This is a genomic window from Streptomyces sp. NPDC111606 (genome assembly GCF_055656945.1).
The window spans coordinates 312,608-338,208 of sequence record NZ_JBVKBY010000003.1 but is presented as its reverse complement, the minus strand read 5'-3'; the positions used below and the strand labels follow the sequence as shown (position 1 = coordinate 338,208).

Here is a 25,601-nt window from a genome sequence, read left to right as displayed (position 1 = left end):
CACCCGACAACCCGGCGCGCCACTACCCCCTTCGCGCGGCCCGGCGGAGCGTCACAGCTCAGCCCGAAACGCCGCCGGCGTCATCTCCGTGTGCTGATGGAAGAACTTGGAGAAGTTCGCGGCGTCCGGAAAGCCGACCGCCGCGCCGACCCGCCCGATCGGCATCTCCGTATGGGCAAGGAGCCGCTTCGCCTCCAGGATCACGCGCTTGTCGATGAAGCCCTTGGGCGTCTCCCCGGTGGCGGCTCGGACCGCACGGACGAGGGTGCGCCGCGAGTAGCCGAGCTGGTCGGCATAGCCGCTGACGCTGTGGTTCGTGGCGAAACCCCGCTCCACCGCATCCCGGAACAGCGTGAACGTCGTGTCGGCCTGTCGGCGCGCGGCCTCCGCCGAGCTCGCGGCGAGGTGGGCCAGGCGCAGGAGGAATGCCGTGAGGGAGTGCCGCAGGACTGACGTGTGCAGGCTCAGGGGGAGGGTCGTCGTGTCCTCGTACTCGCGCTGGAGTTGGGCGAGGGACGAGCGGAGGGCGGTGAGCTGCGCGTCGTCGGGGTGGAGCAGGGGCGGGAGGTCGTAGCGGTAGAGGCCGGTGGCCTCGACGGTGGCTCGGGGCAGGAAGCCGGGCTGCATGGTCAGGACGGTGCCCCGGTGGTCGCCGGTCCCCGAGAAGCGGTGGACCTGGCCGGGGCGGATCCACAACAGGTCGCCGGCTCCGGCCTCGTACTCGGCGAAGTCGATCATGTGGTGCACGGGACCCTCGTCGAAGAGCATCACGACGTGGAAGTCGATGCGATGCACGCGCTCCAGCGGCGCGTCGGCGGCGTGCCAGGTGCGGCCGGCGCCCATCGGGCCGACCTGCATGCCGACGCCGAGGACGCTCAGATCGACCGGAAACGGAAACGTCCGTATCGCCTGGCCGCCTTGGACCCTTGTGTCCACCATGTCCGTCTCGTGCCGTCTCAGTCGTGCGAGGGGCGCGCTCAGCCGTGCGCGGCGCTCGTCGCGGTGTCCCACTTTCACCACAGCCTGACACACCCCGACCTTCCCTCGTAAAAGTCAGACTTTTACTTTTGAACGCATTGGCCAGCCACTTCGCTCTGATCGAGGACTTTTTGAAGATGAGCACGCAGACACCGGACAGCTTCGAATGGACCGAACTCGACCGGCGTGCCGTCGACACCGCCCGCCTTTTGGCGGCGGATGCCGTGCAGCGAGTCGGTAACGGTCACCCGGGCACCGCCATGAGCCTCGCCCCGGCCGCGTACACGATCTTTCAGAAGGTGATGCGTCACGACCCCGCCGACCCCGAATGGACCGGCCGGGACCGTTTCGTCCTCTCCCCCGGACACACCTCGCTGACCCTCTACACCCAGCTGTTCCTCGCCGGCTACGAGCTGGAGCTCGACGACCTCAAGTCCTTCCGGACCCAGGGTTCGAAGACGCCGGGTCACCCCGAGTACGGGCACACGGCGGGCGTCGAGACGACGACCGGCCCGCTCGGTCAGGGCGCCGCCAACGCGGTCGGCATGGCGATGGCCGCCCGCTACGAGCGCGGCCTGTTCGACCCGGAGGCGCCCGAGGGCGAGTCCCCGTTCGACCACACGATCTGGGCCATCGTCTCCGACGGCGACCTGGAGGAGGGCGTCTCCGCCGAAGCCTCTTCCCTCGCCGGCCACCAGAAGCTCGGCAACCTGGTCTTCCTGTACGACGACAACCACATCTCCATCGAGGGCGACACCTCGACCGCCTTCTCCGAGGACGTGCTGAAGCGCTACGAGGCGTACGGCTGGCATGTGCAGCGGATCGAGCCCGCGCTCGGCGGCGACATCGACGTGGCCTCGCTGTACGGGGCGCTGAAGGCCGCGCGGGCCGAGACCGAGCGTCCCTCGATCATCGCAATGCGCACGATCATCGCCTGGCCCGCGCCCAACGCGCAGAACACCGAGGCCTCTCACGGCTCCGCGCTCGGCACCGACGAGATCGCCGCCACCAAGCGCATCCTCGGCTTCGACCCCGAGCAGTCCTTCGAGGTCGCCGACGAGGTCCTCGCCCACTCCCGCCGCGCCCTCGACCGGGGCGCCGAGGCGCACGCCGCCTGGGACAAGCAGCTCGGCGCCTGGCGCGCCGCCAACCCGGAGCGCGCCCAGCTGTTCGACCGGATCGTCGCCGGCCAGCTGCCCGAGGGCTGGGAGTCCTCGGTCCCGGTCTTCGAGGAGGGCAAGTCGGTCGCCACCCGCGCCGCCTCCGGCAAGGTGCTCCACGCCCTCGGCGCGGTCGTCCCCGAGCTGTGGGGAGGCTCGGCCGACCTGGCCGGTTCCAACAACACCACCATCGACAGGACGAGTTCGTTCCTGCCGAAGGGCAACCCGCTGCCCGAGGCCGACCCCTACGGCCGTACGGTCCACTTCGGCATCCGTGAGTTCTCGATGGCCGCGGAGATGAACGGCATCGCCCTGCACGGCAACACCCGTATCTACGGCGGCACGTTCCTCGTGTTCTCCGACTACATGCGCAACGCCGTCCGTATGTCGGCCCTGATGCAGCTGCCGGTGACGTACGTCTGGACGCACGACTCGATCGGCCTCGGCGAGGACGGCCCCACCCACCAGCCGGTCGAGCACCTGGCCTCGCTGCGCGCGATCCCGGGCCTGAACATCGTCCGCCCCGCCGACGCCAACGAGACCGCCGTCGCCTGGGCCGAGATCCTCGAGCGGCACTCCACCAACCCGGCCCCGCACGGACTCGTGCTCACCCGCCAGGGCGTGCCGACCTACGCTCCCAACGCCGATGCGGCGAAGGGCGGTTACGTCCTGCAGGAGTCCTCCACCAAGGCGCCCGAGGTGATCCTGATCGCCACCGGCTCCGAGGTCCAGCTCGCCGTCGCCGCGCGGGAGCGGTTGGAGGCCGACGGGATCGGTACCCGGGTCGTCTCGATGCCGTCCGTGGAGTGGTTCGAGGAGCAGCCCCGTGAGTACCGCGAGAGCGTCCTGCCGCCGGGCGTGAAGGCGCGGGTCGCCGTCGAGGCCGGGATCGGGCTGACCTGGTACCGGTTCGTGGGCGACGCGGGACGCATCGTCTCCCTGGAGCACTTCGGTGCCTCCGCCGACGCGAAGACCCTGTTCGCCGAGTACGGCTTCACCCCCGAGAACGTCGCCGCAGCCGCCAAGGCTGCATTCCATGCAACCACGGGCCCTGCCGCCGCCCGCGGTTGATCCGAACGCCAGAAAGAAGATGATCACTGTGACCACCGAAGCAGCCGCGACCGCGGGCAGCCTCAAGCGCCTTGCCGACGAAGGCGTCTCGATCTGGCTGGACGACCTGTCGCGCAGGCGGATCGAGTCGGGCAACCTCGCCGAACTGATCGCGAACAGGAACGTCGTGGGCGTCACCACCAACCCGTCCATCTTCCAGGCCGCCATCGGCTCCGGTGAGGGCTACGAGGAGCAGCTCGCCGAGCTGGCGGTGCGGGGCGTGACGGTCGACGAGGCCGTGCGCATGATGACGACCGCCGACGTGCGGGCCGCCGCCGACATCCTGCGGCCCGTGTACGACGCGACGGGCGGCCGGGACGGCCGGGTCTCCATCGAGGTCGACCCGCGTCTCGCCCACGACACGACGGCCACGATCGCCGAGGCCCGCCAGCTCGCCTGGCTGGTCGACCGTCCCAACGTGATGATCAAGATCCCGGCGACCAGGGCGGGCCTGCCGGCCATCACCGAGGTCATCGCCCAGGGCATCAGCGTCAACGTCACGCTGATCTTCTCCCTGGAGCGCTACCGCGAGGTCATGGACGCCTACCTCGCCGGTCTGGAGAAGGCCGCCGCGAACGGCCTCGACCTTTCCGCCATCCACTCCGTGGCGTCCTTCTTCGTCTCCCGCGTCGACTCCGAGATCGACAAGCGGCTCGCGGCGATCGGCACGGACGCGGCCCTCGCTCTCAAGGGCCGGGCGGCGCTCGCCAACGCCCGGCTCGCCTACGAGGCGTACGAACTTGCCTTCTCCAGTGACCGCTGGACCGCTCTCGGCGGTGCCCGGGCCAACAGGCAGCGTCCGCTGTGGGCCTCGACCGGCGTGAAGGATCCGGCGTACAAGGACACACTGTACGTGGACGAGCTGGTCGCGCCCGGCACCGTCAACACCATGCCCGAGGCCACCCTGAACGCCACCGCCGACCACGGCGGGATCACCGGCGACACGGTGAGCGGCGGCTACGCGCAGGCCCGTGCCGACCTGGCCGCCGTGGAGGCGCTCGGCATCTCCTACGACGAGGTGGTCACCCGGTTGGAGGACGAGGGCGTCGCCAAGTTCGAGGTGGCGTGGCAGGACCTGTTGGACGCCGTGCAGAAGTCGCTCGGCAGCAAGGGAGCTGACGCAGAATGACCGCCGACTGGGACTGGGACTGGGACAACCCCCTGCGCGACCCGCGCGACCGCCGTCTGCCGCGCATCGCGGGCCCGTCCGGGCTCGTCATCTTCGGTGTGACCGGCGATCTGTCCCGCAAGAAGCTGATGCCGGCCGTGTACGACCTCGCCAACCGCGGCATGCTGCCGCCGGGCTTCTCCCTGGTCGGGTTCGCCCGCCGGGACTGGGAGGACCAGGACTTCGCGCAGGTCGTGCACGACTCGGTGCGCGAGCACGCCCGTACGGAGTTTCGCGAGGAGGTCTGGCAGCAGCTCGCCGAGGGCATGCGGTTCATCCCGGGGGACTTCGACGACGACGAGGCGTTCAAGCAGCTGCGTCAGACGGTCGACGAGCTGGACAGGGCCCGCGGTACGAGCGGCAACTACGCCTTCTACCTCTCCGTACCGCCGAAGTTCTTCCCGAAGGTCGTGCAGCAGCTGAAGAGGCACGGCCTGGCGGACGCCCCGGAGGGGTCCTGGCGGCGGGCGGTCATCGAGAAGCCGTTCGGTCACGACCTCGCGAGCGCCCGTGAGCTGAACGCGATCGTGCACGACGTGTTCGACCCGGAGCAGGTCTTCCGGATCGACCACTACCTGGGCAAGGAGACCGTCCAGAACATCCTGGCGCTGCGGTTCGCCAACCAGATGTTCGAGCCGATCTGGAACCGGTCGTATGTCGACCATGTGCAGATCACGATGGCCGAGGACATCGGCATCGGCGGCCGGGCGGGCTACTACGACGGCATCGGCTCGGCACGTGACGTCATCCAGAATCACCTGCTTCAGCTGATGGCGCTGACCGCGATGGAGGAGCCGGCCGCCTTCGACGCCGGGTCGCTGCTCACCGAGAAGCTGAAGGTGCTCAAGGCCGTCAAGCTGCCCCAGGACCTGGGCAGGCACACCGTGCGCGGGCAGTACGCGGCGAGCTGGCAGGGCGGCGAGCAGGTCGTCGGCTATCTCCAGGAGGACGGCATCGACGCGCGGTCGAAGACCGACACGTACGCCGCCGTGAGGCTGAACGTGGACAACCGGCGCTGGGCGGGTGTGCCGTTCTATCTGCGCACCGGCAAGCGGCTGGGGCGGCGGGTCACCGAGATCGCGGTCGTCTTCCAGCGGGCGCCGCACTCGCCGTTCGATTCGACCGCCACCGAGGAGCTCGGCCAGAACGCCATCGTCATCCGCGTCCAGCCGGACGAGGGCGTGACGGTGCGGTTCGGCTCCAAGGTGCCGGGCACGTCCATGGAGATCCGGGACGTGACGATGGACTTCGCGTACGGCGAGTCGTTCACGGAGTCCAGCCCGGAGGCCTACGAGCGGCTCATCCTGGATGTCCTCCTCGGTGACGCCAATTTGTTCCCCCGTCACCAGGAAGTGGAAGAGTCCTGGAAGATCCTCGACCCGATCGAGGAGTACTGGGACACGCACGGCAAGCCGGCGCAGTACGCGTCCGGGAGCTGGGGACCCGAGGAAGCCGACGAGATGCTCGCACGAGACGGACGGAGCTGGCGCAGGCCATGAAGATCGACCTGAGCGACACCACGGCAAGCAAGATCAACAAGGCGCTGGTGAAGGGCCGCCGCGCGATCGGCACGCCGGCCGTGGGCATGGTCCTGACGATGGTCATCGTCACGGACGAGGAGAACGCCTACGACTCGATCAAGGCCGCCGAGGAGGCCTCCCACGAGCACCCGGCGCGCACCCTGGTGGTCATCAAGCGGCACGCCCGCACCCCGCGCGACCGCACCCGCTCGCACCTGGACGCCGAGGTCCGGGTGGGCGCCGACGCCGGCACCGGTGAGACGGTCGTGCTGCGCATGTACGGCGAGGTGTCCGACCACGCCGACTCGGTGGTGCTGCCGCTGCTGCTGCCGGACGCGCCGGTCGTGGTGTGGTGGCCGGTGGAGGCGCCGGAGAACCCGGCGAAGGATCCGCTGGGGGCGCTGGCACAGCGCCGGATCACCGATCTGTACACCACCGAGAACCCGCAGGCCGAGCTGGAGGCCCGCGCGCGCTCCTACGCGCCCGGCGACACCGACCTCGCCTGGACCCGGCTCACCCCGTGGCGCTCCATGCTCGCCGCGGCCCTCGACCAGGCCCGGGTGCCGATCATCTCGGCGGCTGTGGAGGCCGAGGCCGACAACCCGGCCGCCGAGCTGCTGGCCCGCTGGCTGGAGGCCCGCCTGCACGTCACCGCCGAGCGGGTGGTCACCGCCGGTCCGGTCGTCACCGGCGTGCGCCTGGGCACCGAGAACGGCGAGATCGTCATCGACCGCCCCGAGGGTCCGCTGGCCACGCTGACCCTGCCGGACCAGCCGCCGCGCACCCTCGCGCTGAAGGTCCGCACCACCTCCGAACTCATCGCCGAGGAGCTCAGGCGCCTCGACGCGGACGAGATGTACGCCGTCGCCCTGCGGGGCGAGGCCACCAAGGAGACCCCTGACCATGTCTGACCCGCTGTCCGACACACCCCGTCTCACCCAGCGCCCCGAGTGGGCGGCCCTGGAGGACCACCGCGAGGACGCGCTGCAGCGCCCGCGGCTGCGTGAGCTGTTCGCGGCCGATCCGTCCCGCGCCGAGCGGTACGTCGTCCGCGTCGGTGATCTGCGCATCGACTACTCCAAGCACCTGATCAACGACGAGACGCTCGCCCTGCTCCAGGAACTGGCCGCTGCCACCGACGTGTTCGGGCTGCGCGACGCGATGTTCCGCGGCGAGAGGATCAACATCACCGAGGACCGGGCGGTGCTGCACACCGCGCTGCGGGCGCCGCGGGACGCGGTGATCGACGTGGACGGCGACAACGTCGTGCCCGAGGTGCACGCCGTGCTCGACAGGATGAGCGACTTCGCCGAGCGCGTCCGCTCCGGCGCGTGGACCGGCCACACCGGCCGCCGGATCCGCAACGTCGTCAACATCGGCATCGGGGGCTCCGACCTCGGTCCGGCGATGGCCTACGACGCTCTTCGCCCGTTCACCGCACGGGAGTTGACGCTCCGGTTCGTGTCGAACGTCGACGGCGCCGACCTGCATGAGGCGGTGCGGGACCTGGACCCGGCGGAGACGCTGTTCATCGTCGCGTCCAAGACATTCACCACGATCGAGACGATCACCAACGCCACGTCGGCCCGTTCCTGGCTGCTGGCCGGGCTCGGCGGTGAGGACAAGGCGGTCGCCAGGCACTTCGTCGCGCTGTCGACCAACGCCGAGAAGGTCACGGACTTCGGCATCGACCCGGACAACATGTTCGAGTTCTGGGACTGGGTGGGCGGCCGCTACTCCTACGACTCGGCGATCGGCCTGTCCCTGATGATCGCCATCGGCCCGGACCGCTTCCGGGAGATGCTCGACGGCTTCCACACCGTCGACGAGCACTTCCGCACCGCCCCCGCCGAGGCCAACGCCCCGCTGATCATGGGCCTGTTGGGCATCTGGTACGGAAACTTCTGCGCCGCCGAGTCCCATGCGGTGCTGCCGTACTCGCACTACCTGTCGAAGTTCACGGCCTACCTCCAGCAGCTGGACATGGAATCCAACGGCAAGTCGGTGGACCGGGACGGACAGGTCGTGGGCTGGACGACCGGGCCGGTGGTCTGGGGCACGCCCGGCACCAACGGGCAGCACGCCTACTACCAGCTGATCCACCAGGGCACCCGGCTGATCCCGGCCGACCTGATCGGCTTCGCCCGGCCGGTCGCCGAGCTGAGCGACGAGCTCAAGGCGCAGCACGACCTGTTGATGGCGAACCTCTTCGCCCAGGGCCAGGCGCTCGCCTTCGGCAAGACCGCCGACGAGGTGCGCGCCGAGGGCGTGCCCGAGGAGCAGGTCCCGCACCGCACGTTCCTCGGCAACCACCCCACCACCACGATCCTCGCCCCCGAGCTGACCCCGTCGGTCCTCGGCCAGCTGGTCGCCCTCTACGAGCACAAGGTGTTCGTCCAGGGCGCCGTCTGGAACATCGACTCCTTCGACCAGTGGGGCGTCGAGCTGGGCAAGGTCCTCGCCAAGCGCGTCGAACCCGCACTCACCGAAGGGGCCGAGGTTCCCGGCCTCGATCCGTCCACGGCCGCCCTCGTGGCCGCGTACCGCTCGCTCAAGAACGCATCGGACGCGCAGGGCGTCCAGGAGGAAGTGAACTGACATGCAGATCGGTCTTGTGGGTCTCGGCAAGATGGGCGGCAACATGCGCGATCGCCTGCGCAACGCCGGCCACACCGTCGTCGGCTACGACACCAACCCCGAACTGTCCGACGTCGCGAGCCTGGCCGACCTCGTCGACCAGCTCGACGCGCCGCGCACGGTCTGGGTCATGGTTCCGGCCGGCCACCCCACCCAGCTCGTGATCGACCAGCTGGGGAGCCTCCTCAAGCCGTACGACACGGTGGTCGACGGGGGCAACTCCCGCTGGACGGACGACGAGAAGCACGCCAAGGAGCTGGGCGCGCACGGCATCGGCTTCGTCGACGCGGGCGTCTCCGGCGGCGTGTGGGGTCTGAAGAACGGCTACGCCCTGATGGTCGGCGGCGAGAAGGAGTACGTCGACCGGCTCAAGCCGATCTTCGAGGCGCTCAAGCCGGAGGGGCCGTACGGCTACGTCCACGCGGGCAAGGTGGGCGCCGGGCACTTCGCGAAGATGGTCCACAACGGCATCGAGTACGCCATGATGCAGGCCTATGCCGAGGGCTGGGAGCTGCTGGAGAAGGTCGAGTCGGTGGACAACGTCCGGGAGGTCTTCCGCTCCTGGCAGGACGGCACGGTCATCCGGTCCTGGCTGCTGGACCTCGCGGTGAACGCCCTCGACGAGGACGAGCACCTGGACAAGCTGAAGGGCTTCGCGCAGGACTCCGGCGAGGGCCGCTGGACCGTCGAGGCGGCCATCGACCACGCCGTGCCGCTGCCGGCGATCACCACCTCGCTGTTCGCGCGGTTCGCGTCCCGCCAGGACGACTCCCCGCAGATGAAGATGATCGCGGCGCTGCGCAACCAGTTCGGCGGACACGCCGTCGAGTCGAAGGAGTAGTACGCCGTGGGGGATCTCCTCCTGGTACGCCACGGTGAGACGGAGTGGAGCAGGTCGGGACAGCACACCAGCCGGACCGACCTGCCCCTCACCCAGGACGGCGAGGAACAGGCCAAGTCCCTGGCTCCGCTGCTGTCCGGCCGCGCCTTCTCACTGGCGCTGACCAGCCCGCTGCGCCGCGCGGTCCGTACGGCAGAACTGGCGGGCGTGACTGGGGCCGTACCGGACCCCGATGTTCGCGAGTGGGACTACGGCGGCTACGAGGGCGTCACCACCGTCGACATCCACCGCTCCCGCCCCGACTGGTACCTGTGGACCGACGGGGTGCCGCCCGGACCGGACGGTCACCCCGGTGAGTCACCGGCCAAGGTGGGGGCCCGCGCCGACCGGGTGCTGGCCCGGGTGGACGTGGCACTGCTGGACGGCGACGTCATCCTTGTGGCGCACGGTCACTTCCTGCGTGTCGTCACGGCCCGGCGACTGGGCCTCGCACCGGCGGACGGCCGGCTGTTCCAGCTGGCGACGGGCACGGTGAGCCGCCTGTCGACGGAGCACGGGCGGCCCGTGATCGCGGACTGGAACAGCAGGCCGTAGGCCTGGACGTGGACCGGGCCGCATCCGCAGCGGGCGTCAACCTCGCGTTCACTGCGGATGCGGCCCGGTGGGGTTGCTGGGATGCTGAGGTCCCCGTACGCAGTCGTACGAAGGAAGACCTCCGATGGCCGAGTCCGGGCAGCACGAGCAGCGCTACGAACGGTACGAGGGCGGCAGTCCCGAGGCGGAACGCCTGGTGTTCGAGCGGCTGGCGCGCGAGCTGATGGAGGTGCAGGCCAGGAACCGGCGGGCCGGGGGCGGCGACGTCACCCGCACCTTCCACGCCAAGGCGCCGGTGGCTGTGGAGAACGCGCGGCTGCGCTTCCACGACGACCTCCCGGCGGCGCTGCGCGTGGGGTTCGCCCGGCCCGGCGCCGAGTACCCGGCGACCGTACGGCTGTCCAACGCGAGCGGCATCCGGCAGGGCGACGGCTCGCCGGATCTGCGCGGGGCGGCGGTGCGCGTGCGGGTGTCGGAGGAGGAGAGCCACGATCTGCTGGCGACCAGCCATCCCGTCTCCCACGCCCGCAACGCCCGGGAGTTCGTGGCCTTCGCCAAGGCGATGGCGGGCGCCCGCAGTCCGGTGCAGAAGGCGTTCGGGCTGTTCGTGAAGCTGCCGCTCGCCGTGGGGCTGGGCACCGCCAACCGGATGCGGCGCAATGTGCAGGCGGCTGCCCGGCACACCGTCGACTCGCTGGCCTACGAGACGTACTGGAGCCGGGGCGCGATGCTGTGGGGCGACGCGGGGCCGGTGCGGTTCCTGTTCCGTCCCGCGCCGGGCACCCCACCGGGGCCCGCGCCGGACCGCCGGGACCCCGACTTCCTGCACCGTGAGTTCGCGCGCCGGCTCACGCAGGGCGCCGTCGAGTACGACCTGTGCGTGCAGCGGTTCGTGGACGAGCGGCACACACCGGTCGAGGACGCCTCGGTGGAGTGGACGGACGGGGTGGTGCCCGCGCTTCCCGTCGCCCGGCTCACGATCCCCGGCCAGGACCTGGACTCCGCCGAGGCGCGTGCGATCGCCCGCCGCATCGAGGACCTGAGCTTCAACCCGTGGTACACGACCGAGGAGTTCAGGCCGCTCGGCAACATCAACCGGGCCCGCAAGGCCGCGTACCAGGCGTCGAGCGCGCACCGGCTCGGCCTGCGGTTCGTCACCGACGAGCCGGTCCGCAACAAGGTCCTCGGCCGTCCCGTCGAAGCGGCGTTCACGCTGCTCAACCGGTATGTGCCCTGGCACCGGCTGCCCACGCAGCCGAGCCTGCTGAACCTGGTGTTCCTGCGCAAGGTGCTGCGCCGGCTGAACCTGATCGACACCGAGCCGCGCGAGGCGCCGCCCCAAGCACAGCCGGTGCCCTCGCCGGTCCCGGAGCGGCTGCGCGGCGAGCGGTCGTACGACGGAACGTACAACGATCTGTCGGCCCCGGGCATGGGCGCCGTCGGCGCGGCCTTCGGCCGCAATCTGGAGCCCGTCTTCCGTCCCGACCTCTTCGACACCCCGAACCCGGTCACGGTCAGCCGCCAACTCCTGTACCGCGAGAGCTTCCTGCCCGCGACCTCGCTGAACGTGCTGGCCGCGGCCTGGATCCAGTTCCAGGTGCACGACTGGGTCAACCACCGCCGCCACAGGCCGGGCGAGCGCAGTGTCGAGGTCCCGTTGCCGCCCGGCAGCGGACCGTGGCACAACACGCCCGGCGGGCCCGGCGAGAACGTGATGCGGTTCGCGGAGAACCAGGGCATCGAGGTGCCGGGCAGCCCCCCGATCCTGTTCGCCAACACCGCCTCGCACTGGTGGGACGGCTCCGAGGTGTACGGCGCCGACGAGCGGACCGCCCGCTTCCTGCGCGAGGCGGACGGGCGTGCCGAACTCCGCCTGGAGGACGGCCACTTGCCGAACGGCGGCAACGGCGGCCTTCCGCTGACGGGCTTCAATGACAGCTGGTGGATGGGCCTCAGCGCCATGCACACGTTGTTCGCGCGCGAGCACAACGCGGTGTGCGCCGCGCTGCGGGCCGAGTATCCGACGATGGCCGAGGAGCGGATCCATCAGACGGCCCGTCTGGTGGTCTCGGCGCTGATCGCGAAGATCCACACGGTGGAGTGGACGCCGGCGATCCTCGCCACCGAGGCGATCGACATCGCCCTGCACACCAACTGGCAGGGTCCGCCGAGCAATTGGCTGAACCAGCTCGGGCTGTGGCTGTTCGAGTCGCACTCCCTGACCGGCATCCCCAAGACCCTGCCGGACCACCACGCCGCGCCGTACTCCCTCACCGAGGACTTCGTCACCGTCTACCGCATGCACCCGCTGATCCCGGACGACTTCGAGCTGTGCGAGCACCAACTCGGGCAGCGCCTGGAGACGGTGGGCTTCCTGGACATCCAGGGCGGCGCGGCGGAGGCGCAGATCCGCAAGACGGGGCTCGCGAACACCTTGTACTCGTTCGGCATCGCCCACCCCGGCGCGATCGCTCTCCACAACTTCCCGCGCTCCCTGCAGCAGTTCGAGCGTGAGGGCGAGATCATCGACCTGTCGGTGGTGGACCTGGTCCGGACCCGGCGGCGTGGCGTCCCGCGCTACAACGACTTCCGCGAAGGGCTGCACAAGCCGCGCCTGCGTTCCTTCGAGGAGCTGACGGAGAACGCCGAGACGCTGGCGCGGCTGAAGGACGTGTACCGCTCGGTCGACGAGATCGACACCGTCGTGGGGCTGTTCGGGGAGAACCCGCCGACCGGGTTCGGCTTCAGCGACACCGCGTTCCGGGTGTTCATCCTGATGGCGAGCCGGCGTCTGCAGTCCGACCGCTTCCTCACCGTCGACTACCGGCCGGAGGTCTACACGCCGCTGGGTATCGACTGGGTCGAGCGGGGCGGCCTGAACTCCGTGATCCTGCGGCACTGCCCGGAACTGGCGGCGCTGCTGCCGCGCGGGGCGAGCGCGTTCGCGCCCTGGCGGGCGGTACGGCCGGCGAGTGGCTCTTCCTGAACGAGCCAGGGTGAAACAGCGGTGAGTTGACAGGTCCGGCGGCCGGCGTCAGAGTCCCGGCTGATGGAGATCAACGATCTGACGCCGGCCGAGCGCGCGGTATGGGACGCCTTTCCCAAGGGCGCGGCTGTGGACTTCCGCGATGCGGAGGGCGAGAGCCCGGCCGAGGGCGCCGGCTGGGGACCTCAACGGACCGTCCGCGCCACGGTGTTGCGTGCCCTTCTGCTCGACGGCCCGACGGAGAGCGGTGAGGTGGCCGCCCTCAAGGTGGCGGGCGCGCGGATCACCGGTGTGCTGGACCTGCGGTACGCGACGGTGGACAGCATCGTGCGGCTCAGTCACTGCCACTTCGAGGACGTGCCCGATCTGTCCGGCGCCCAGCTGAAGTACCTCAATCTGACGGGGTCCCAGCTGCCGGGTCTGGCGTCCGCCCGGGTCCGGGTCGACGGTGGGCTGCGGCTGATGGGCTGCCGGTTCTTGGGGCCGGTACGGCTCGGCGGGGCGCAGGTCGCCGGGGCGCTGTATCTGGAGGGAACCGAGGTCACCGCGCCGGAGGGGACCGAGGGTCCGGTCCTCCAGCTCCACCAGGTGACCGTCGGGGAGGACGTGTGCGCGACCCGGCTGCGCACGCGCGGTGAGATCCGGTTGAACGGCGCCACGATCAGCGGCTCGCTCCGGCTGGAGAACGCCGAGCTCCGTCACCCCGACGGCTTCGTCCTCAACGCCGAGGCCCTCCAAGTGGGCGCCAACGTCCTCGGCAGGCGCCTGAGCGCGCACGGCCGCATCGACCTGCGCGGCGCCCGGATTCCGGGCCGGCTCGACCTGCTGTACAGCCGGCTGTCCAACCCCGGCGGTACGGCGATGCGGGCGAGCAGCTGTGTCATCGGCGAGGTCTGGCTGCGCCAGGGCCCCCCGATCGAGGGCAGGCTCAACCTGCGCCGCTCCCAGATAGAACACCTCGACCTGGACCCGGAGATGCTGCCGGACCAGGTCCGCCTCCTCGACCTCACCTACGTCTCCCTGACCCCGCACGTGCCGCCCGAACGCCGGCTGCCCATGCTGACGCGGGACGAGGACACGTTCGACCCGCACGGGTACGAGCAGTTGACCGCCGCCTACCGCCGGATCGGCGACGAAGACGGCGCCCGGCTCGTCCAGCTGGCCAAACAGCGCCGCCACCGCACCACGCTCCCCTGGTACGGCCGCCTGTGGGGCCATGTCCAGGACGCCACCGTCGGCTACGGCTTCCGGCCGATGCGTGCCCTGGGCTGGCTGCTGTCCCTGCTGGCCGTGGGCTCCGTGGCGTTCGCGGTGCACACGCCGCCGCCCCTGAAGGCGGACGAGGCACCGCAGTTCAACCCGGTCTTCTACACGCTCGACCTGCTGCTGCCGGTGATCTCCTTCGGGCAGGAACCGGCCTTCGCCCCGGAGGGCGGGCAGCAGGCGCTGGCGTACGTCCTCGTCCTCACCGGCTGGATCCTCGCCACGACGGTCATCGCCGGCGTGACGCGGACCGTCAGCCGCCAGTAGGCCGGCGCGGTCACTGCGCGATGTGCTGCGCGGCCAGCCGCACGGGCGCGTTCTGGGCGCCGTAGCCCCGGTAGCCGTCCCGCTGCACCAGCTCGAAGAAGACCCGGCCGACCGTCATGGTGTAGCAGTGCCGGAACTCCCCGTACGCGTCACGGTCGTAGAGGATGCCCAGCTCGCGGTACGTCTCCAGCTCACCGTCCGCGAACTCGTACCGTGCCGCCAGGTCGTCGTGGTAGTTGGCGGGGATCGGCAGCAGCCGGCCGCCGGACTCCCGGAATCGGCGGGCCGCGGTGACCACGTCGTCCGTGGCCAGCGCGATGTGCTGGGCGTGCACGGTGTCGTCCGTGGGTGCCGCGCCGACGCTCAGGGCGATACGGACGCTGCCGTCGGGGTTGGTGACGGCGCGGCTGCGCATCAGGCCGTACGGGTCGGCGACGTCGACGCTCTCCTGGGGGTGCAGACCGAGGACGCTGCGGTGGAAGAGGGTCGCCTCGTCGAAGTGGTGCCAGGGCTGGACGAGGGCGAGGTGGTCGATGCGGGTCACTCCCGGAGCCCGCGGGCTCCGCTCGGCGACTCCTGTGCTCCGCTCGGCGTGCCCTGTGTCGGCGAAGTCGGCGCGCCAGTCCGGCAGTTCGGGCCGGCCCGTCGCGCAGAAGAAGAGTTCCGTGCCGTCGGGGGCCGCGACCGCGTCCAGCGGGGCGTCCTGCGGAGCGCGGCGGCGGGGCAGGACCGGGGCCAGAAGGGCCTCGGCGCGGTGGGCGGCGCCGGTCGGGTCCGGGGACTCCAGGCCGATCGCGGCGAGACCGGTGCCGTCCCGGCGTGCCGAGCCCTGGGTGTTGACCAGGACGCGGGCCTCGCCCTGCTGCCAGAGGTCGACCGGCTTGCTGCGGTGCCGTGCGGTGCGGGTGAAGCCGAGGGCGCCGAGTACGGCTGTGACCGGGCCGGCGTCCGGCGTGACGAGTTCGGCGAAGGCGACGCCGGTGGGGACGACGGGAGCGGGCGGCGTGGTCCTGCCGACCTCCTCCTGGAGGACCAGCAGGGAGCGGAGGGCGTCCACGGCGGTCGGGCCGGCCTCGGCCTGGCGGAAGACGTCGTTGAAGACCTCCAGGGAGAGCGGGCCGTCGTATCCCGTCTGCAGGACGTGGCGTACCAGTCCGGCGACGTCGAAGCCGCCCTGGCCGGGGAAGCAGCGGTAGTGGCGGCTCCACTGCAGGACGTCCATGGCGAGCAGCGGGGCGTCGGCGAGCTGCAGGAAGAAGATCTTCTCGCCGGGGATGTCCTCGATCCCCTCGAGGTCCTTGGGGTCGGAGCTGCGCGACAGGATGTGGAAGCTGTCCAGGCAGGTGCCGAGCGCGGGGTGGTCTGCGGTCCCGACGATGCGCCAGGCGTGGTCGTACGTGTTGACGTGCCGTCCCCAGGCGAGCGCCTCGTAGGCGACACGGATGCCGAAGTCCTGAGCCAGGTCCGCGAGTTGACCCAACTGTTCGGCGGCGAGCGCGTCGTCGTCCACCGCGCGCGGGTGCACGCTGGAGCAGACGAGGACGGTGTCGGCGCCGAGCCGCCGCATCAGCTCGAACTTGTGCCGGGCCCTACGCAGGTTGCGGGCGAACTCGTCGGCGGGCACGGCCTCGATGTCCCGCATCGGCTGGTAGAGGTCGACGGTGAGGCCGAGGTCGGCACAGCGGGCGCGGATCTCCTCGGGGGTGAGGGGGCTGGCCAGCAGGTCGTTCTCGAAGATCTCCACACCGTCGAACCCGGCCCTGGAGGCGGTCGTGAGCTTCTCGGTGAGGGATCCGCTGAGGGAGACGGTGGCGATGGACGTACGCATGCCGGTACCTCTTCTCCTGGCTCTCGCTGTTCCTGGCTCTTACTGGCTCGGGGTTCCCACGGCGTCCGCCAGCTCGGCGATGTCCGCGAGCATGCGCACGCTGTCGGGCTCGCGTCCGGTGAACAGGCGGAAGGCGTCGGCGGCCTGGAAGACGGCCATGCCGCCGCCGTCGAGGGTGGCGCACCCGAGCGAGCGTGCCGTGCGCAGCAGTTCCGTCTCCAGCGGGCGGTAGACGACCTCGGCGACCCACAGTCCCGGGTGGAGCAGCTCAGCCGGCAGGGGCATCCCGGGGTGGGCGGCCATGCCGGTGGGGGTGGCGTGCACCAGGCCGTCGGCGTGGGTCAGCAGTGCGGGCAGCGCGTCGAGGGCGGCGCCGGCCGCGCGGCCCGCGCCGAAGTGCCGGTTCAGGGCGGTGGCGAGATCGGCGGCACGGTCGGCCAGCGCGTCGACGACGGTGACCCGCTCGGCGCCGAGGGTCAGCATGGCGTGCGCGACGGCCGCGCCCGCGCCCCCGGCGCCGAGCTGGACGACCTGCTCCAGCGGTACGTCGGGCAGGCCCCGCGCGAAGGAGGCGGCGAAGCCGGTGACGTCCGTGTTGTGGCCGACGGACCGGCCGTCCTCGAGGACGACGGTGTTGACCGCGCCGAGCGCCTCGGCCTGCGGGGCCAGCGCGTCCAGGTGCCCGATGACGAGCTGCTTGCACGGGTGCGTGATGTTGAGCCCGTCGAAGCCCAGGTCGCGCGCCGCCCGCAGCAGGTCGCCCACCGCCTCCGGCGGGACCCCGAGCACGTCGATGTCGATGAGCCGGTACAGGTAGCGCAGGCCCTGCCGGTCGGCCTCCCTCTCGTGCAGCGCCGGGCTGAGCGACGGACCGATGCCGGAACCGATCAGACCGACGAGATACGAGTCGTTGGCGTCCTTGGCCACCGGGGGACCTCCTGAGCGGCTCACTAATGTACGAACTGGTGAGTTAGTAATAGCAGGGGAACCAGAGCTTGGGAAGGCCTGACCCGGCGCGCGGAGCGGCCGGGCTTCTACAATCACCGGCACGCGGGTGGGCCACCGGGGCGCGCTCACCCCTCGCCGAAGGAAGCCGATGACCAGCGTCGAAGAGCCGGCACGCAGCAACGGGCGGATCCGTGACGCCGCCCGCACCCAGGCCGAGATCCTCGACGTCGCGACGCAGGAGTTCGCCCGCGCCGGTTACGACGGCGCCCGCGTGGACGAGATCGCCGCCCGCACCCGGACCACGAAGCGGATGATCTACTACTACTTCGGCGGCAAGGAACAGCTGTTCACGGCCGTGCTGGAGCGGGCGTACGGCGTGATCCGGGAGGCCGAGCAGGAGCTCGACGTCGAGCATCTGGACCCGGTCGCGGCCATCCGCCGACTGGCCGAGGTGACCTTCGACCACCACGAGCAGCACCCGGACTTCATCCGCCTGGTCAGCATCGAGAACATCCACGGGGCCGAGCACATCGCCGCCTCCGAGAAGCTCGGCAAGATCGGCTCACCGGCCCTGGACGTGATCCGCCGGATCCTTGAGTCGGGACAGCAGTCCGGCCTGTTCACGGCCGACGTCGACGCCGTCGACCTGCACGCGATGATCAGCTCCTTCTGCTTCTTCCGGGTCTCCAACCGGCACACCTTCGGCGCCCTGTTCGGCCGCGACCTGGTGGACCCGGCCCAGCGCGAGCACTACCGGGCGATGCTGGGCGACATGGTGATCGCCTATCTGACGGCGGAGCGCGCGGCCGGCTGAGGCGACGGGCCCAGCAGCGGACCGAGGTTCGTACGGCAGCACCTCTTGACACCCGGGAAACGTCGGCGCAACATCCGTAGCCACCGCTACTAACTACCCAGTGGGTTAATTAGCCGGGATCCGGCACTTCTCCCCCTTCCCTGGTAGTCCCTCGTTTCCGCTCACTCCGCTTACGTTGGAGTCCCCTCGAAGGAGCACGCCGTGTCCGTCCCCGTCCCCCAGGCCCCGCCGGGGCAACCGAAGAAAGCCGCGACCGCCGCGTGGATCGGCAGCGCCCTCGAGTACTACGACTTCTTCATCTACGGCAGCGCCGCCGCGCTGATCTTCCCCGAGGTCTTCTTCGACGAGTCCGACCCGGCGACCGCCACCCTGCTGTCGCTGGCCACGTTCGGTGTGGCGTACGCGGCCCGGCCGGTCGGCGCGCTGTTCCTCGGTCACTTCGGCGACCGGCTGGGGCGTAAGAAGATCATGGTCTTCACGCTGATCCTGATGGGCGTGTCGACGTTCCTCATCGGCTGTCTGCCCACCCGCGACCAGGTCGGCACCCTCGCGCCCGTCCTGCTGGTGCTGTGCCGGGTGCTCCAGGGCATCTCGGCGGCGGGCGAGCAGGCCAGCGCCAACTCGATGACCCTGGAACACGCGCCACCGCACCGGCGCGGCTTCTTCACCAGTTTCACGCTGAGCGGTACGCAGGGCGGGCAGTTGCTGGCCACGCTGGTCTTCATCCCGATCGCCGCGCTGCCGGAGGAGCAGTTGCTGTCGTGGGGCTGGCGGGTGCCGTTCTGGATGAGCATCGCGGTCGCCGTCGTCGGCTATGTGATCCGCCGCAAGCTGGAGGAGACACCCGCCTTCGAGCAGCAGGCCGCCGCCGAGGGCGTCGTCAAGCTGCCGCTCGCGGTGCTGATGCGGGAGCACTGGGCAGATGTGCTGCGGGTGATCGCCGGTGCGCTGGTCGCCTCGGTCAGCACGATCTTCACGGTGTGGGCGCTGTCGTACGCCACCAGCGACTCGGTCGGGATGAGCAGGTCTTCCATGCTGTGGGTGGGCGCCCTCGCCAACCTGGTCGCGCTCGCCGCGATACCGCTGTGGGCCACGCTGTCGGACCGTATCGGCCGCCGCCCGGTGTATCTGATCGGCGCGGCGGGCAGCGCGGTGACGATGTTCCTCTACCTGTGGGCGATCTCGACCGGCTCCTACCCGCTGACCATGCTGCTCGGCATCGTCGCCTTCGGAGTGGTCTACAGCGCCGCGAACGGTGTGTGGCCCTCCTTCTACGGCGAGATGTTCTCCACCCGGGTCCGCCTGTCCGGCATGGCCATCGGCACCCAGATCGGCTTCGCGGTCGCCGGTTTCGCGGTCACCTTCGCCGCGCAGATCGCCGGCCCGGACGGCGACGACTGGTCCGCGGTGGCCCTCTTCACCGCGGCCCTGTGCGTACCGCCGGTCGTGGCCGCGCTCTCGGCCCGTGAAACGGCGAAGGTTCCGACGGAGCTGCTGGGCGAGCGCGAGCCCCGGAAGGTGACCCAGCCGGAGAAGGTCACGGCCTGAGCCTGCGCCGATCGTGCGCCGCCCTTGCGAAACTGCCCGGTCCCCGGACGCCGTGACGGCTCCGGGGACCAGGGCTGTCAGCGGCTCCGGGTCCGGCGGTGTCACCCCGACACCAGCAGCTCCGTCCAGCTGTCGGCCACCCGCTCCAGGGAGAAGCCCTCCCGCACCTGCGTGCGGGCCAGCTCGCCGGCGGACCGCCAGCCCTCCTCCCCGAGCGCGGCGATCGCCTCCGCCATGGCCTCGGGGTTGTCGTGGATCCACCGCCGGTCGTAGATCTCGTCGGCGCCGGGCCACGGCAGCAGCGACGGTACGGCGCCGGAGGCCATGCCCTCGGCGGGCGCCAGGTGGAAGCTCTCGTCGTCGCTGGTGGACAGGACATGTCCGACCCGCCGCAGCCAGCCCGCCACGTCCGGGCCGAACGCGTCGAAGACGACGGCACCCTCCAGCAGCGGCGAGGTCTGCATACGGCGCAGTACGGCGTCGTAGTGCTCACGCTCCTCGGGCTTGTTCCAGATCCACCAGTACTCCCAGGGCGGCTTGGACTTGACCGACAGATGCCAGCGCCGGTCGCGGGCGCGCAGGGCCTCCAGCACGTCGAGGCCGAGGTCGAGGCGCTTGCGGCTGGGCGCGATGCCGATCATGCCGAGGCGGTGGTGGGCGCCCGGCGCCTTGGGGCGGTCCAGCTGTTCGGTGTCCACCCAGTTGGGGACGACCACGACCTTGGAGGCGGGCCAGCCGGTGTGCTCGCGGGTGCGGCGGGCGTAGTACGGGCTGACGCACACCACCCGGTCGACGGCGTCGATGTCGACCTGCCGGGGCCACCCGGCGTCCAGCTCGAAGCGGTGCAGCCGTACGACGAGCCGGCTGCCGCGGCGCTTGTGGCGGCTGTACCAGACGGCCGCCGGGCCGCACCACTCGACGACCACCACATCCGCCCAGTCGGCGAGTTCACGGCTGGCGTCCGGGTCATGGCGGGACAGCGCCGGCCAGGCGTCGACCCGTACCTCCAGGCCGGGCAGCGAGCGGAAGTGGTCGAGCAGGCGGGTGAGGAACTTCAGGTCGTGCCCGGCGACTCCGACGCGCAAGGGCCGTTGGCGGGCCGTCACCGCGGTGGGCGGGGCGGGGAAGGCGCGGTCGAGGTGGGTCCGCCAGCGGTCGGCCGCGCCGTCCAGGGTGTGGTGGCGGGCGGCCTCGCGGCAGCGGTCGGCCGCCAGGCGCCGGGCCTCGGGCTCGCGCGCGACCCTCGCGACGGCTTCGGCGGCGTCGTCGAGTTCGGCGGGTCCGGGCACGAACAGCGGATAGTCGGCGCCGAGCAGCGCCTCGTGCGCCGGGGTTCGGTTGAGGACCACGGGCAGGCCGAGAGCGCCGAACTCCAGGACCTTGGTGGACAGTTCGAGGCTGGAGTCGAGCACCGGGTCCCGCCAGCCGAGGCCGACGTCGCAGTCCGCTGCGATGCGCATGGCCTCCTCGCGGGGCTGTCCGCCGTGGTGCACGACGCCGGGGGTGCCGGCCAGCGCACGCGCCATCCCGTCCTGGAAGCCGGGGTGTCCCGGGTCGTCGTGGATCTTGTCGCCGACGGTGTGCAGTTCGGCGGGGACGCCCCGTCGGGCGAGCAGTTCCGGCAGCCGGGTCATGGGCAGGGTGTTCCAGCGGGGTGCGAACTTGCCGGTGTAGACGAGCCGCAGTGGATCGTGCGGCACGTCACGTTCAGGCATCGGGAAGTCCGGCTCGGGCACGGCGGGCGGACTCAGCACGCACTTGCCGTACGCCTCGGGCACCCACGTCTCCAGGAAGCAGCGCAGCTCCTCGGTCTGGCACAGGAGCCGCTGCGAGGCCTCGGCGATACGGCCGAGTTCCGCGCGGGCCGCCTCGGTCATCTCCGCGGCGGACTGCGGGATGTCGGTGAGATAGGCCCAGATCCGCCCGTCGAACACGCCGTCGGCCACGACCCGTGTGACCAGCCGCCGGCCGCGCAGCACCAGCAGGTCGCAGGGGGCCTCCTCGTCGAGCCGGGTGAGCACCTGTGAGGCCTGCACCGGCGACATGGGCCGGTCGGCCGGTCCCGGCAGCAGCCGCTCCTCGTGCGGGCGCACCAGGGTGACCCGGGGCAGCTCGGCCAGCGGATCCGTCAACCGGCCCGTGCGGACGGGCGACTTGAGGAGCAGCCGGGCCTCGCAGCCCGCCCGGGACAGCGCCTGCACCGTCGACTGGGCCCACACGGCGGAGCCGTCGATGAGGTTGAGGTCGACGTCGCCGTAGACGAGCGCCCGCAGCGTACGGCTCATGACGGCTCCTTCCCGCGCACGGCGAACAGTCGGTGTCCTTGCGCCGCCCAACTGCCGGGATCGGTACCGGACATGTGCAGCGACCGGCGTACCAGCAGCGGACGCAGCGACGGTACGAAGACGTAGTCGTCGGCGGTCGGCGTGTGGCCCACCGCGTCTGCGCCGGAGTACTCCTGGGCGCACATCAGGTCGAGCAGCAACGTGTCCGGCCGGTCCTCGGTGAGGTCCGTCCAGTCGGCGACCCAGGACGCGTGGGGCTGCCCCCGGCGTACGGTCACTCCGGCGGCGGTGAGTTCGTCCAGCCCCGCCGGATCGGGCACGACGACCTCGACCGGGCGGTGCAGCTGGCCGAGCACCTGCCCGACTAGCCGGGCGACATCGGTGTGGTCCCGGGGCGCGGCCAGCACGGCGACGCGCCTCTCGTCCAGCGGATCGAGGGCACCGGCGAGCCGCGCCAGCTGCGACAGCCGTACCCGGGTGCTGTCCTCGCGGAACACCTCGCGCAGCCGCTCCCTGCCCTCCGCGGCCGGGTCCAGCCGGGCGAGGCGTACGCCGGTGTCGGTGTCGATGACCGCGTCCCAGGCGAGTCGCGCCAGGCCGGGCGCGGCGGAGGCGGGACCGTCCCGCCACAGCACGGCCGACCGGCCCAGCACCCTCTGTTCGGCGAGGAGTTCGGCGAGGGTGCGGTCCAGGTCGGGGGCGAGTCCGGTACCGGTGAGCCACCAGGGTCCGTCGCCCGTGCAGGCGCTCAGCTGCACGACGAGCACGTCGGGGTCGGTGCGCTGTACGAGCAGCCGTCCGTCATGGGGCAGCAGCCGGTTGACGACCGCGTCCGCCGCTAAGTCCTCGGCGGTGGCGGGCGTGAGGATCCCGGCGACGACGAGGCGGTCACGGGGCGCCGAGGTCAGGGCGCGGTACGCGAGGTGGAACCGGTCGTCGACAGGCGCGTCCGGTTCGGTCCGGGTCTGCGGCGCGTCGGCCGGCGTCTGCCCGGCCGTGCGGCGCCGCCCGCGCCACAGTCCGTACAGCTCCCCCGGCAGCCGGGCCGCGCCCCGTTTCGGTGAGCGCGCGGCCGACACCAGCGCCTTTCCGACCCTCAGCGAGGTCGAGCCCTCCAGCATGGCCACGCGCGCCTGCAGTACGTCGACCCGGTCGCGGGCGGCACGCAGCGCGGCGGCCAGCTGCTCCTTCTCCCGTACGGCGGCGGCGAGCCGCTCGGCGAGCCCGTCCTGTCCGGCGGCGGCCCGCGTGTGCTCCGCCTCCTCGACGGTCCGCTCCAGGTCCAGCACCCGGGCGCGCATGGACCGGGAGGCCAGGTCGGCGAAGACGTACTCGTCGGCGATCCGCAGGGCCGTGGCATAGCCGTCGGACGGCACGGGCCGGCCGAAGAAGTCGTGCGGCGGCAGGAGCTCGTCGGTGCGGGCGATGACCGCGCCGACGTGCAGATGGACGTAGTCGAGGGGTGCCGCGCGCAGGACCTGGCAGTGGTGGGCCACCAGATGGTCGAGGAGCCGGTGGTAGGGCAGTTCGGAGCCGCCGTGGCCGAACACGATCAGCCCGCGCGCACCGGGCCTCATCCGTGCCAGCACCGCACGAACGGCGTCCTCGCCGCCGTGCAGCTCGGCTCGGGGTCCGTACGACAGCAGGGCCAACTCCCCCTCGGTGACGGGTCGTTCGTCGTCGCCGCGCAGGGCGACACCGGGGGGCAGATGCAGATACGGCTCCAGATTCAGCGCGCCTCGGGTCGCGTCCACCACCGTCGTGACGCCGTCGAGGTGCGGATGGAGCAGGTCGGTCAGGCGCATCAGCGGGTCCTCGTGAAGACGTGGAAGCCGACCCGGTTCTCCCGGAAGCCGTACGGCCTGAAGAGGGTGTGCCGCAGGCCGAGCGGCTCGAGTTCGGCGCGGTAGGCGGCGATCGGGCGGTGCACGATGTAGTCGCCGCGGGTCGTGCGATCGGCGGTGTCTTCGTCGGTGACGATCAGGCGGCCGGCAACGCGGATGAGGGAGGCCATGTTGCGCAGACCGGCCGCCCACGCCTGGTCGTCCAGTACATGGAACAGGACGTCCACGCAGACAACGATGTCGTACGGCCACGGACTGCGCCACTCGTCGAGCGCGGCGACGGCGTAGCGCGGGCCGCCACCCTCGGCGCGGGCGTGCTCCACGGCGGTCGGACTCGTGTCGAAGGCGTCCACCCGATGGCCGCACCGGGACAGGGCGCGGGCGAAGTACCCCTTGCCGCAGCCGGCGTCGAGCACGAAGAGCGGGGCGGTGGGGCTGGACAGGTCACCGACGAGGGTGAGCAGGGCGCCGAGCCGCTGGGCGTAGAAGATCTCGTTGCCCGAACGGTCCAGTCCGATGTGCCCGCCGGAGGCGAGCTCGTCGCGTTCGGCGTGCCGGGTGTCCCAGTACGGCCGCATGTCGTCGTGCGTGCGCGTGTCGTCAGCCATGGCGCTCCAACCATGCCGTGAGTACCCGGGCGATACGCGTGCCCGCCCGGCCGTCCCAGAGCGGTGGCCCCTCGCTCGCCGCCGCTCCCCCGCCGTCCAGCACCTTGCGCAGCGCGGGCACCAACTCCCTGTGCGTGACAAGGCGGTTGGTGCCGTGAGTGACGGTGACGGGGCGTTCGGTCGTCGTGCGCAGGGTCAGACACGGGACACCCAGAACGGTCGTCTCCTCCTGCACGCCGCCCGAGTCGGTGATCACCGCGGCGGCTCCCCGCACGAGGCTCATGAACTCCACGTAGCCGAGCGGGTCGAGGAGGTGGATGCCCGGTGCGTCCGCGAGGCCCGCCGCACTCAGCGCCGCCCGGCCGCGCGGGTGCAGCGGCACGGCCAGGTCCAGGTGGCGGGCGGCCTCCGTCAGGACCCGGGCGGCGGCCGCGGCGGCCTCCGGGTCGTCGACGTTGGCGGGCCGGTGCAGGGTGACGACGCCGTAGCGCTCGGGCAGTCGATGGGCCGTTCGGGCGACCGTCGGGTCGAAATGGTCCAGATGGGTGAGCAGGGTGTCGATCATCGGGTTGCCGACGAAGTGCACGCGCTCGGCGGCGATCCCCTCGCGCGCGAGGTGACCGACGGCCTCGGGGCTCGTGACGAACAACAGCTCCGCCAGCTGGTCGACCAGCCGCCGGTTGGTCTCCTCGGGCATCGCCATGTCGAAGCTGCGCAGCCCTGCCTCGACGTGCGCCACCGGGACGCCCAGGCGGGAGGCGACGAGTGCGGCGGCCAGCGTCGAGTTCACGTCGCCGTACACCGTGACCAGCGCGGGTGAGCGGGCGGTCAGTTCGGCCTCCAGGGCCACCAGCAGGTCGGCGATCTGGCGGGCGTGGCTGCCGGAGCCCACGCCGAGGTCGGTGTCGGGTTCGGGCAGGCCGAGTTGCCGGAAGAAGATGTCCGACATCCGCTCGTCGTAGTGCTGGCCGGTGTGCACGAGCACTTGGTCGCAGCCCGCCGCGCCGAGAGCGGCGACGACCGGCGCGGCCTTGACGAAGTTCGGCCGGGTGCCGACCACGTGGAGTACGCAGCCGTTCAATGGGGCCTCCGATTTGATGGCTCGGTCGCCTGCGGGGTGCCTCAGCCGGTGTCGAGACGGCAGCGCGCCCTTCGGCTCCCTCGCGGCCGGTGTCGTCGGCCCGGGACAGGTTGGTGGGCCG

General features: G+C 71.3%; 18 protein-coding genes. 11 read left to right on the top strand and 7 right to left on the bottom strand.

Translation table 11 applies throughout. The features are described from left to right. Positions 1-51: 51 nt before the first annotated feature. On the bottom strand, positions 52-939 hold the full coding sequence (locus tag ACZ7M7_RS13270) for a helix-turn-helix transcriptional regulator (RefSeq protein ID WP_383600783.1): 888 nt from the start codon (positions 937-939) through the stop codon (positions 52-54). Between the two features lie 176 nt (positions 940-1,115). On the opposite strand from ACZ7M7_RS13270, the gene tkt reads away from it, so the two are divergent. The 9 genes from tkt (at position 1,116) to ACZ7M7_RS13225 (ending at position 14,524) form a co-directional block, all read left to right on the top strand. Then, positions 1,116-3,209, top strand: a complete 2,094-nt coding sequence (gene tkt / locus ACZ7M7_RS13265) for a transketolase (protein WP_472115791.1) — start codon at positions 1,116-1,118, stop codon at positions 3,207-3,209. Positions 3,210-3,228: 19 nt separating this feature from the next. Next, positions 3,229-4,377, top strand: a complete 1,149-nt coding sequence (gene tal, locus ACZ7M7_RS13260; protein WP_472115788.1) for a transaldolase — start codon at positions 3,229-3,231, stop codon at positions 4,375-4,377. Further along, on the top strand, positions 4,374-5,915 hold the full coding sequence (zwf, locus tag ACZ7M7_RS13255) for a glucose-6-phosphate dehydrogenase (protein WP_472115785.1): 1,542 nt from the start codon (positions 4,374-4,376) through the stop codon (positions 5,913-5,915). The genes tal and zwf overlap by 4 nt, the downstream gene beginning before the upstream one ends. Continuing rightward, positions 5,912-6,847 (top strand): glucose-6-phosphate dehydrogenase assembly protein OpcA, encoded by a 936-nt coding sequence (gene opcA, locus ACZ7M7_RS13250; RefSeq protein WP_328421110.1) that lies wholly within the window; start codon positions 5,912-5,914, stop codon positions 6,845-6,847. The genes zwf and opcA overlap by 4 nt, the downstream gene beginning before the upstream one ends. Positions 6,848-6,851: 4 nt before the next feature. Then, positions 6,852-8,534, top strand: a complete 1,683-nt coding sequence (gene pgi, locus ACZ7M7_RS13245; protein ID WP_383601214.1) for a glucose-6-phosphate isomerase — start codon at positions 6,852-6,854, stop codon at positions 8,532-8,534. 1 nt (position 8,535) lies between these two features. Then, entirely contained in the window at positions 8,536-9,414 is an 879-nt protein-coding gene (gnd, locus tag ACZ7M7_RS13240; protein WP_383600795.1) for a phosphogluconate dehydrogenase (NAD(+)-dependent, decarboxylating), read from the top strand. 6 nt (positions 9,415-9,420) lie between these two features. Further along, positions 9,421-10,008, top strand: coding sequence for a histidine phosphatase family protein (locus ACZ7M7_RS13235; protein ID WP_472115780.1), 588 nt, complete (start codon positions 9,421-9,423; stop codon positions 10,006-10,008). A gap of 124 nt (positions 10,009-10,132) precedes the next feature. Further along, a complete protein-coding gene (locus tag ACZ7M7_RS13230) occupies positions 10,133-12,994 on the top strand; it encodes a peroxidase family protein (RefSeq protein ID WP_472115777.1) in 2,862 nt (953 codons plus the stop codon). A gap of 63 nt (positions 12,995-13,057) precedes the next feature. After that, complete coding sequence (locus tag ACZ7M7_RS13225; RefSeq protein ID WP_472115775.1) at positions 13,058-14,524, top strand: membrane-associated oxidoreductase; 1,467 nt, start codon at positions 13,058-13,060, stop codon at positions 14,522-14,524. Positions 14,525-14,534: 10 nt separating this feature from the next. Here ACZ7M7_RS13225 and ACZ7M7_RS13220 read toward each other — a convergent pair whose 3' ends face one another. Both ACZ7M7_RS13220 and ACZ7M7_RS13215 read right to left on the bottom strand, forming a co-directional pair. Continuing rightward, a complete protein-coding gene (locus ACZ7M7_RS13220; protein ID WP_472115773.1) occupies positions 14,535-16,352 on the bottom strand; it encodes a bifunctional sugar phosphate isomerase/epimerase/4-hydroxyphenylpyruvate dioxygenase family protein in 1,818 nt (605 codons plus the stop codon). A 39-nt stretch (positions 16,353-16,391) separates the two neighbouring features. Then, positions 16,392-17,279 (bottom strand): shikimate dehydrogenase, encoded by an 888-nt coding sequence (locus ACZ7M7_RS13215; protein ID WP_383622267.1) that lies wholly within the window; start codon positions 17,277-17,279, stop codon positions 16,392-16,394. A 169-nt stretch (positions 17,280-17,448) separates the two neighbouring features. On the opposite strand from ACZ7M7_RS13215, the gene ACZ7M7_RS13210 reads away from it, so the two are divergent. Together ACZ7M7_RS13210 and ACZ7M7_RS13205 are read left to right on the top strand one after the other, a co-directional pair. Beyond that, on the top strand, positions 17,449-18,114 hold the full coding sequence (locus ACZ7M7_RS13210) for a TetR/AcrR family transcriptional regulator (RefSeq protein ID WP_365053653.1): 666 nt from the start codon (positions 17,449-17,451) through the stop codon (positions 18,112-18,114). Between the two features lie 201 nt (positions 18,115-18,315). Further along, positions 18,316-19,662, top strand: a complete 1,347-nt coding sequence (locus ACZ7M7_RS13205; protein ID WP_427838993.1) for an MFS transporter — start codon at positions 18,316-18,318, stop codon at positions 19,660-19,662. A gap of 101 nt (positions 19,663-19,763) precedes the next feature. Here the strand turns inward: ACZ7M7_RS13205 and ACZ7M7_RS13200 are convergent, their stop codons facing one another. Genes ACZ7M7_RS13200 through wecB form a run of 4 tightly spaced genes read right to left on the bottom strand, consistent with a single transcriptional unit; the run spans position 19,764 to position 25,459 of the window. Next, on the bottom strand, positions 19,764-21,947 hold the full coding sequence (locus tag ACZ7M7_RS13200; RefSeq protein WP_472115769.1) for a glycosyltransferase: 2,184 nt from the start codon (positions 21,945-21,947) through the stop codon (positions 19,764-19,766). Then, entirely contained in the window at positions 21,944-23,752 is a 1,809-nt protein-coding gene (locus ACZ7M7_RS13195) for a hypothetical protein (RefSeq protein WP_472115766.1), read from the bottom strand. The genes ACZ7M7_RS13200 and ACZ7M7_RS13195 overlap by 4 nt, the downstream gene beginning before the upstream one ends. Next, complete coding sequence (locus ACZ7M7_RS13190; RefSeq protein WP_472115763.1) at positions 23,752-24,399, bottom strand: class I SAM-dependent methyltransferase; 648 nt, start codon at positions 24,397-24,399, stop codon at positions 23,752-23,754. Before ACZ7M7_RS13190 ends, ACZ7M7_RS13195 begins: the two co-directional genes overlap by 1 nt. Then, positions 24,392-25,459, bottom strand: a complete 1,068-nt coding sequence (wecB, locus tag ACZ7M7_RS13185; RefSeq protein ID WP_472115760.1) for a non-hydrolyzing UDP-N-acetylglucosamine 2-epimerase — start codon at positions 25,457-25,459, stop codon at positions 24,392-24,394. Before wecB ends, ACZ7M7_RS13190 begins: the two co-directional genes overlap by 8 nt. Between the last annotated feature and the right edge of the window lie 142 nt (positions 25,460-25,601).

Bases quoted from the DNA above. Each gene is read 5' to 3' on its own strand.
- ACZ7M7_RS13270 (WP_383600783.1), bottom strand. From the start codon at position 939: ATGGTGGACACAAGGGTCCAAGGCGGCCAGGCGATACGGACGTTTCCG.
- tkt (WP_472115791.1), top strand. From the start codon at position 1,116: ATGAGCACGCAGACACCGGACAGCTTCGAATGGACCGAACTCGACCGG.
- tal (WP_472115788.1), top strand. From the start codon at position 3,229: ATGATCACTGTGACCACCGAAGCAGCCGCGACCGCGGGCAGCCTCAAG.
- zwf (WP_472115785.1), top strand. From the start codon at position 4,374: ATGACCGCCGACTGGGACTGGGACTGGGACAACCCCCTGCGCGACCCG.
- opcA (WP_328421110.1), top strand. From the start codon at position 5,912: ATGAAGATCGACCTGAGCGACACCACGGCAAGCAAGATCAACAAGGCG.
- gnd (WP_383600795.1), top strand. From the start codon at position 8,536: ATGCAGATCGGTCTTGTGGGTCTCGGCAAGATGGGCGGCAACATGCGC.
- ACZ7M7_RS13230 (WP_472115777.1), top strand. From the start codon at position 10,133: ATGGCCGAGTCCGGGCAGCACGAGCAGCGCTACGAACGGTACGAGGGC.
- ACZ7M7_RS13225 (WP_472115775.1), top strand. From the start codon at position 13,058: ATGGAGATCAACGATCTGACGCCGGCCGAGCGCGCGGTATGGGACGCC.
- ACZ7M7_RS13220 (WP_472115773.1), bottom strand. From the start codon at position 16,352: ATGCGTACGTCCATCGCCACCGTCTCCCTCAGCGGATCCCTCACCGAG.
- ACZ7M7_RS13210 (WP_365053653.1), top strand. From the start codon at position 17,449: ATGACCAGCGTCGAAGAGCCGGCACGCAGCAACGGGCGGATCCGTGAC.
- ACZ7M7_RS13200 (WP_472115769.1), bottom strand. From the start codon at position 21,947: ATGAGCCGTACGCTGCGGGCGCTCGTCTACGGCGACGTCGACCTCAAC.
- ACZ7M7_RS13195 (WP_472115766.1), bottom strand. From the start codon at position 23,752: ATGCGCCTGACCGACCTGCTCCATCCGCACCTCGACGGCGTCACGACG.
- ACZ7M7_RS13190 (WP_472115763.1), bottom strand. From the start codon at position 24,399: ATGGCTGACGACACGCGCACGCACGACGACATGCGGCCGTACTGGGAC.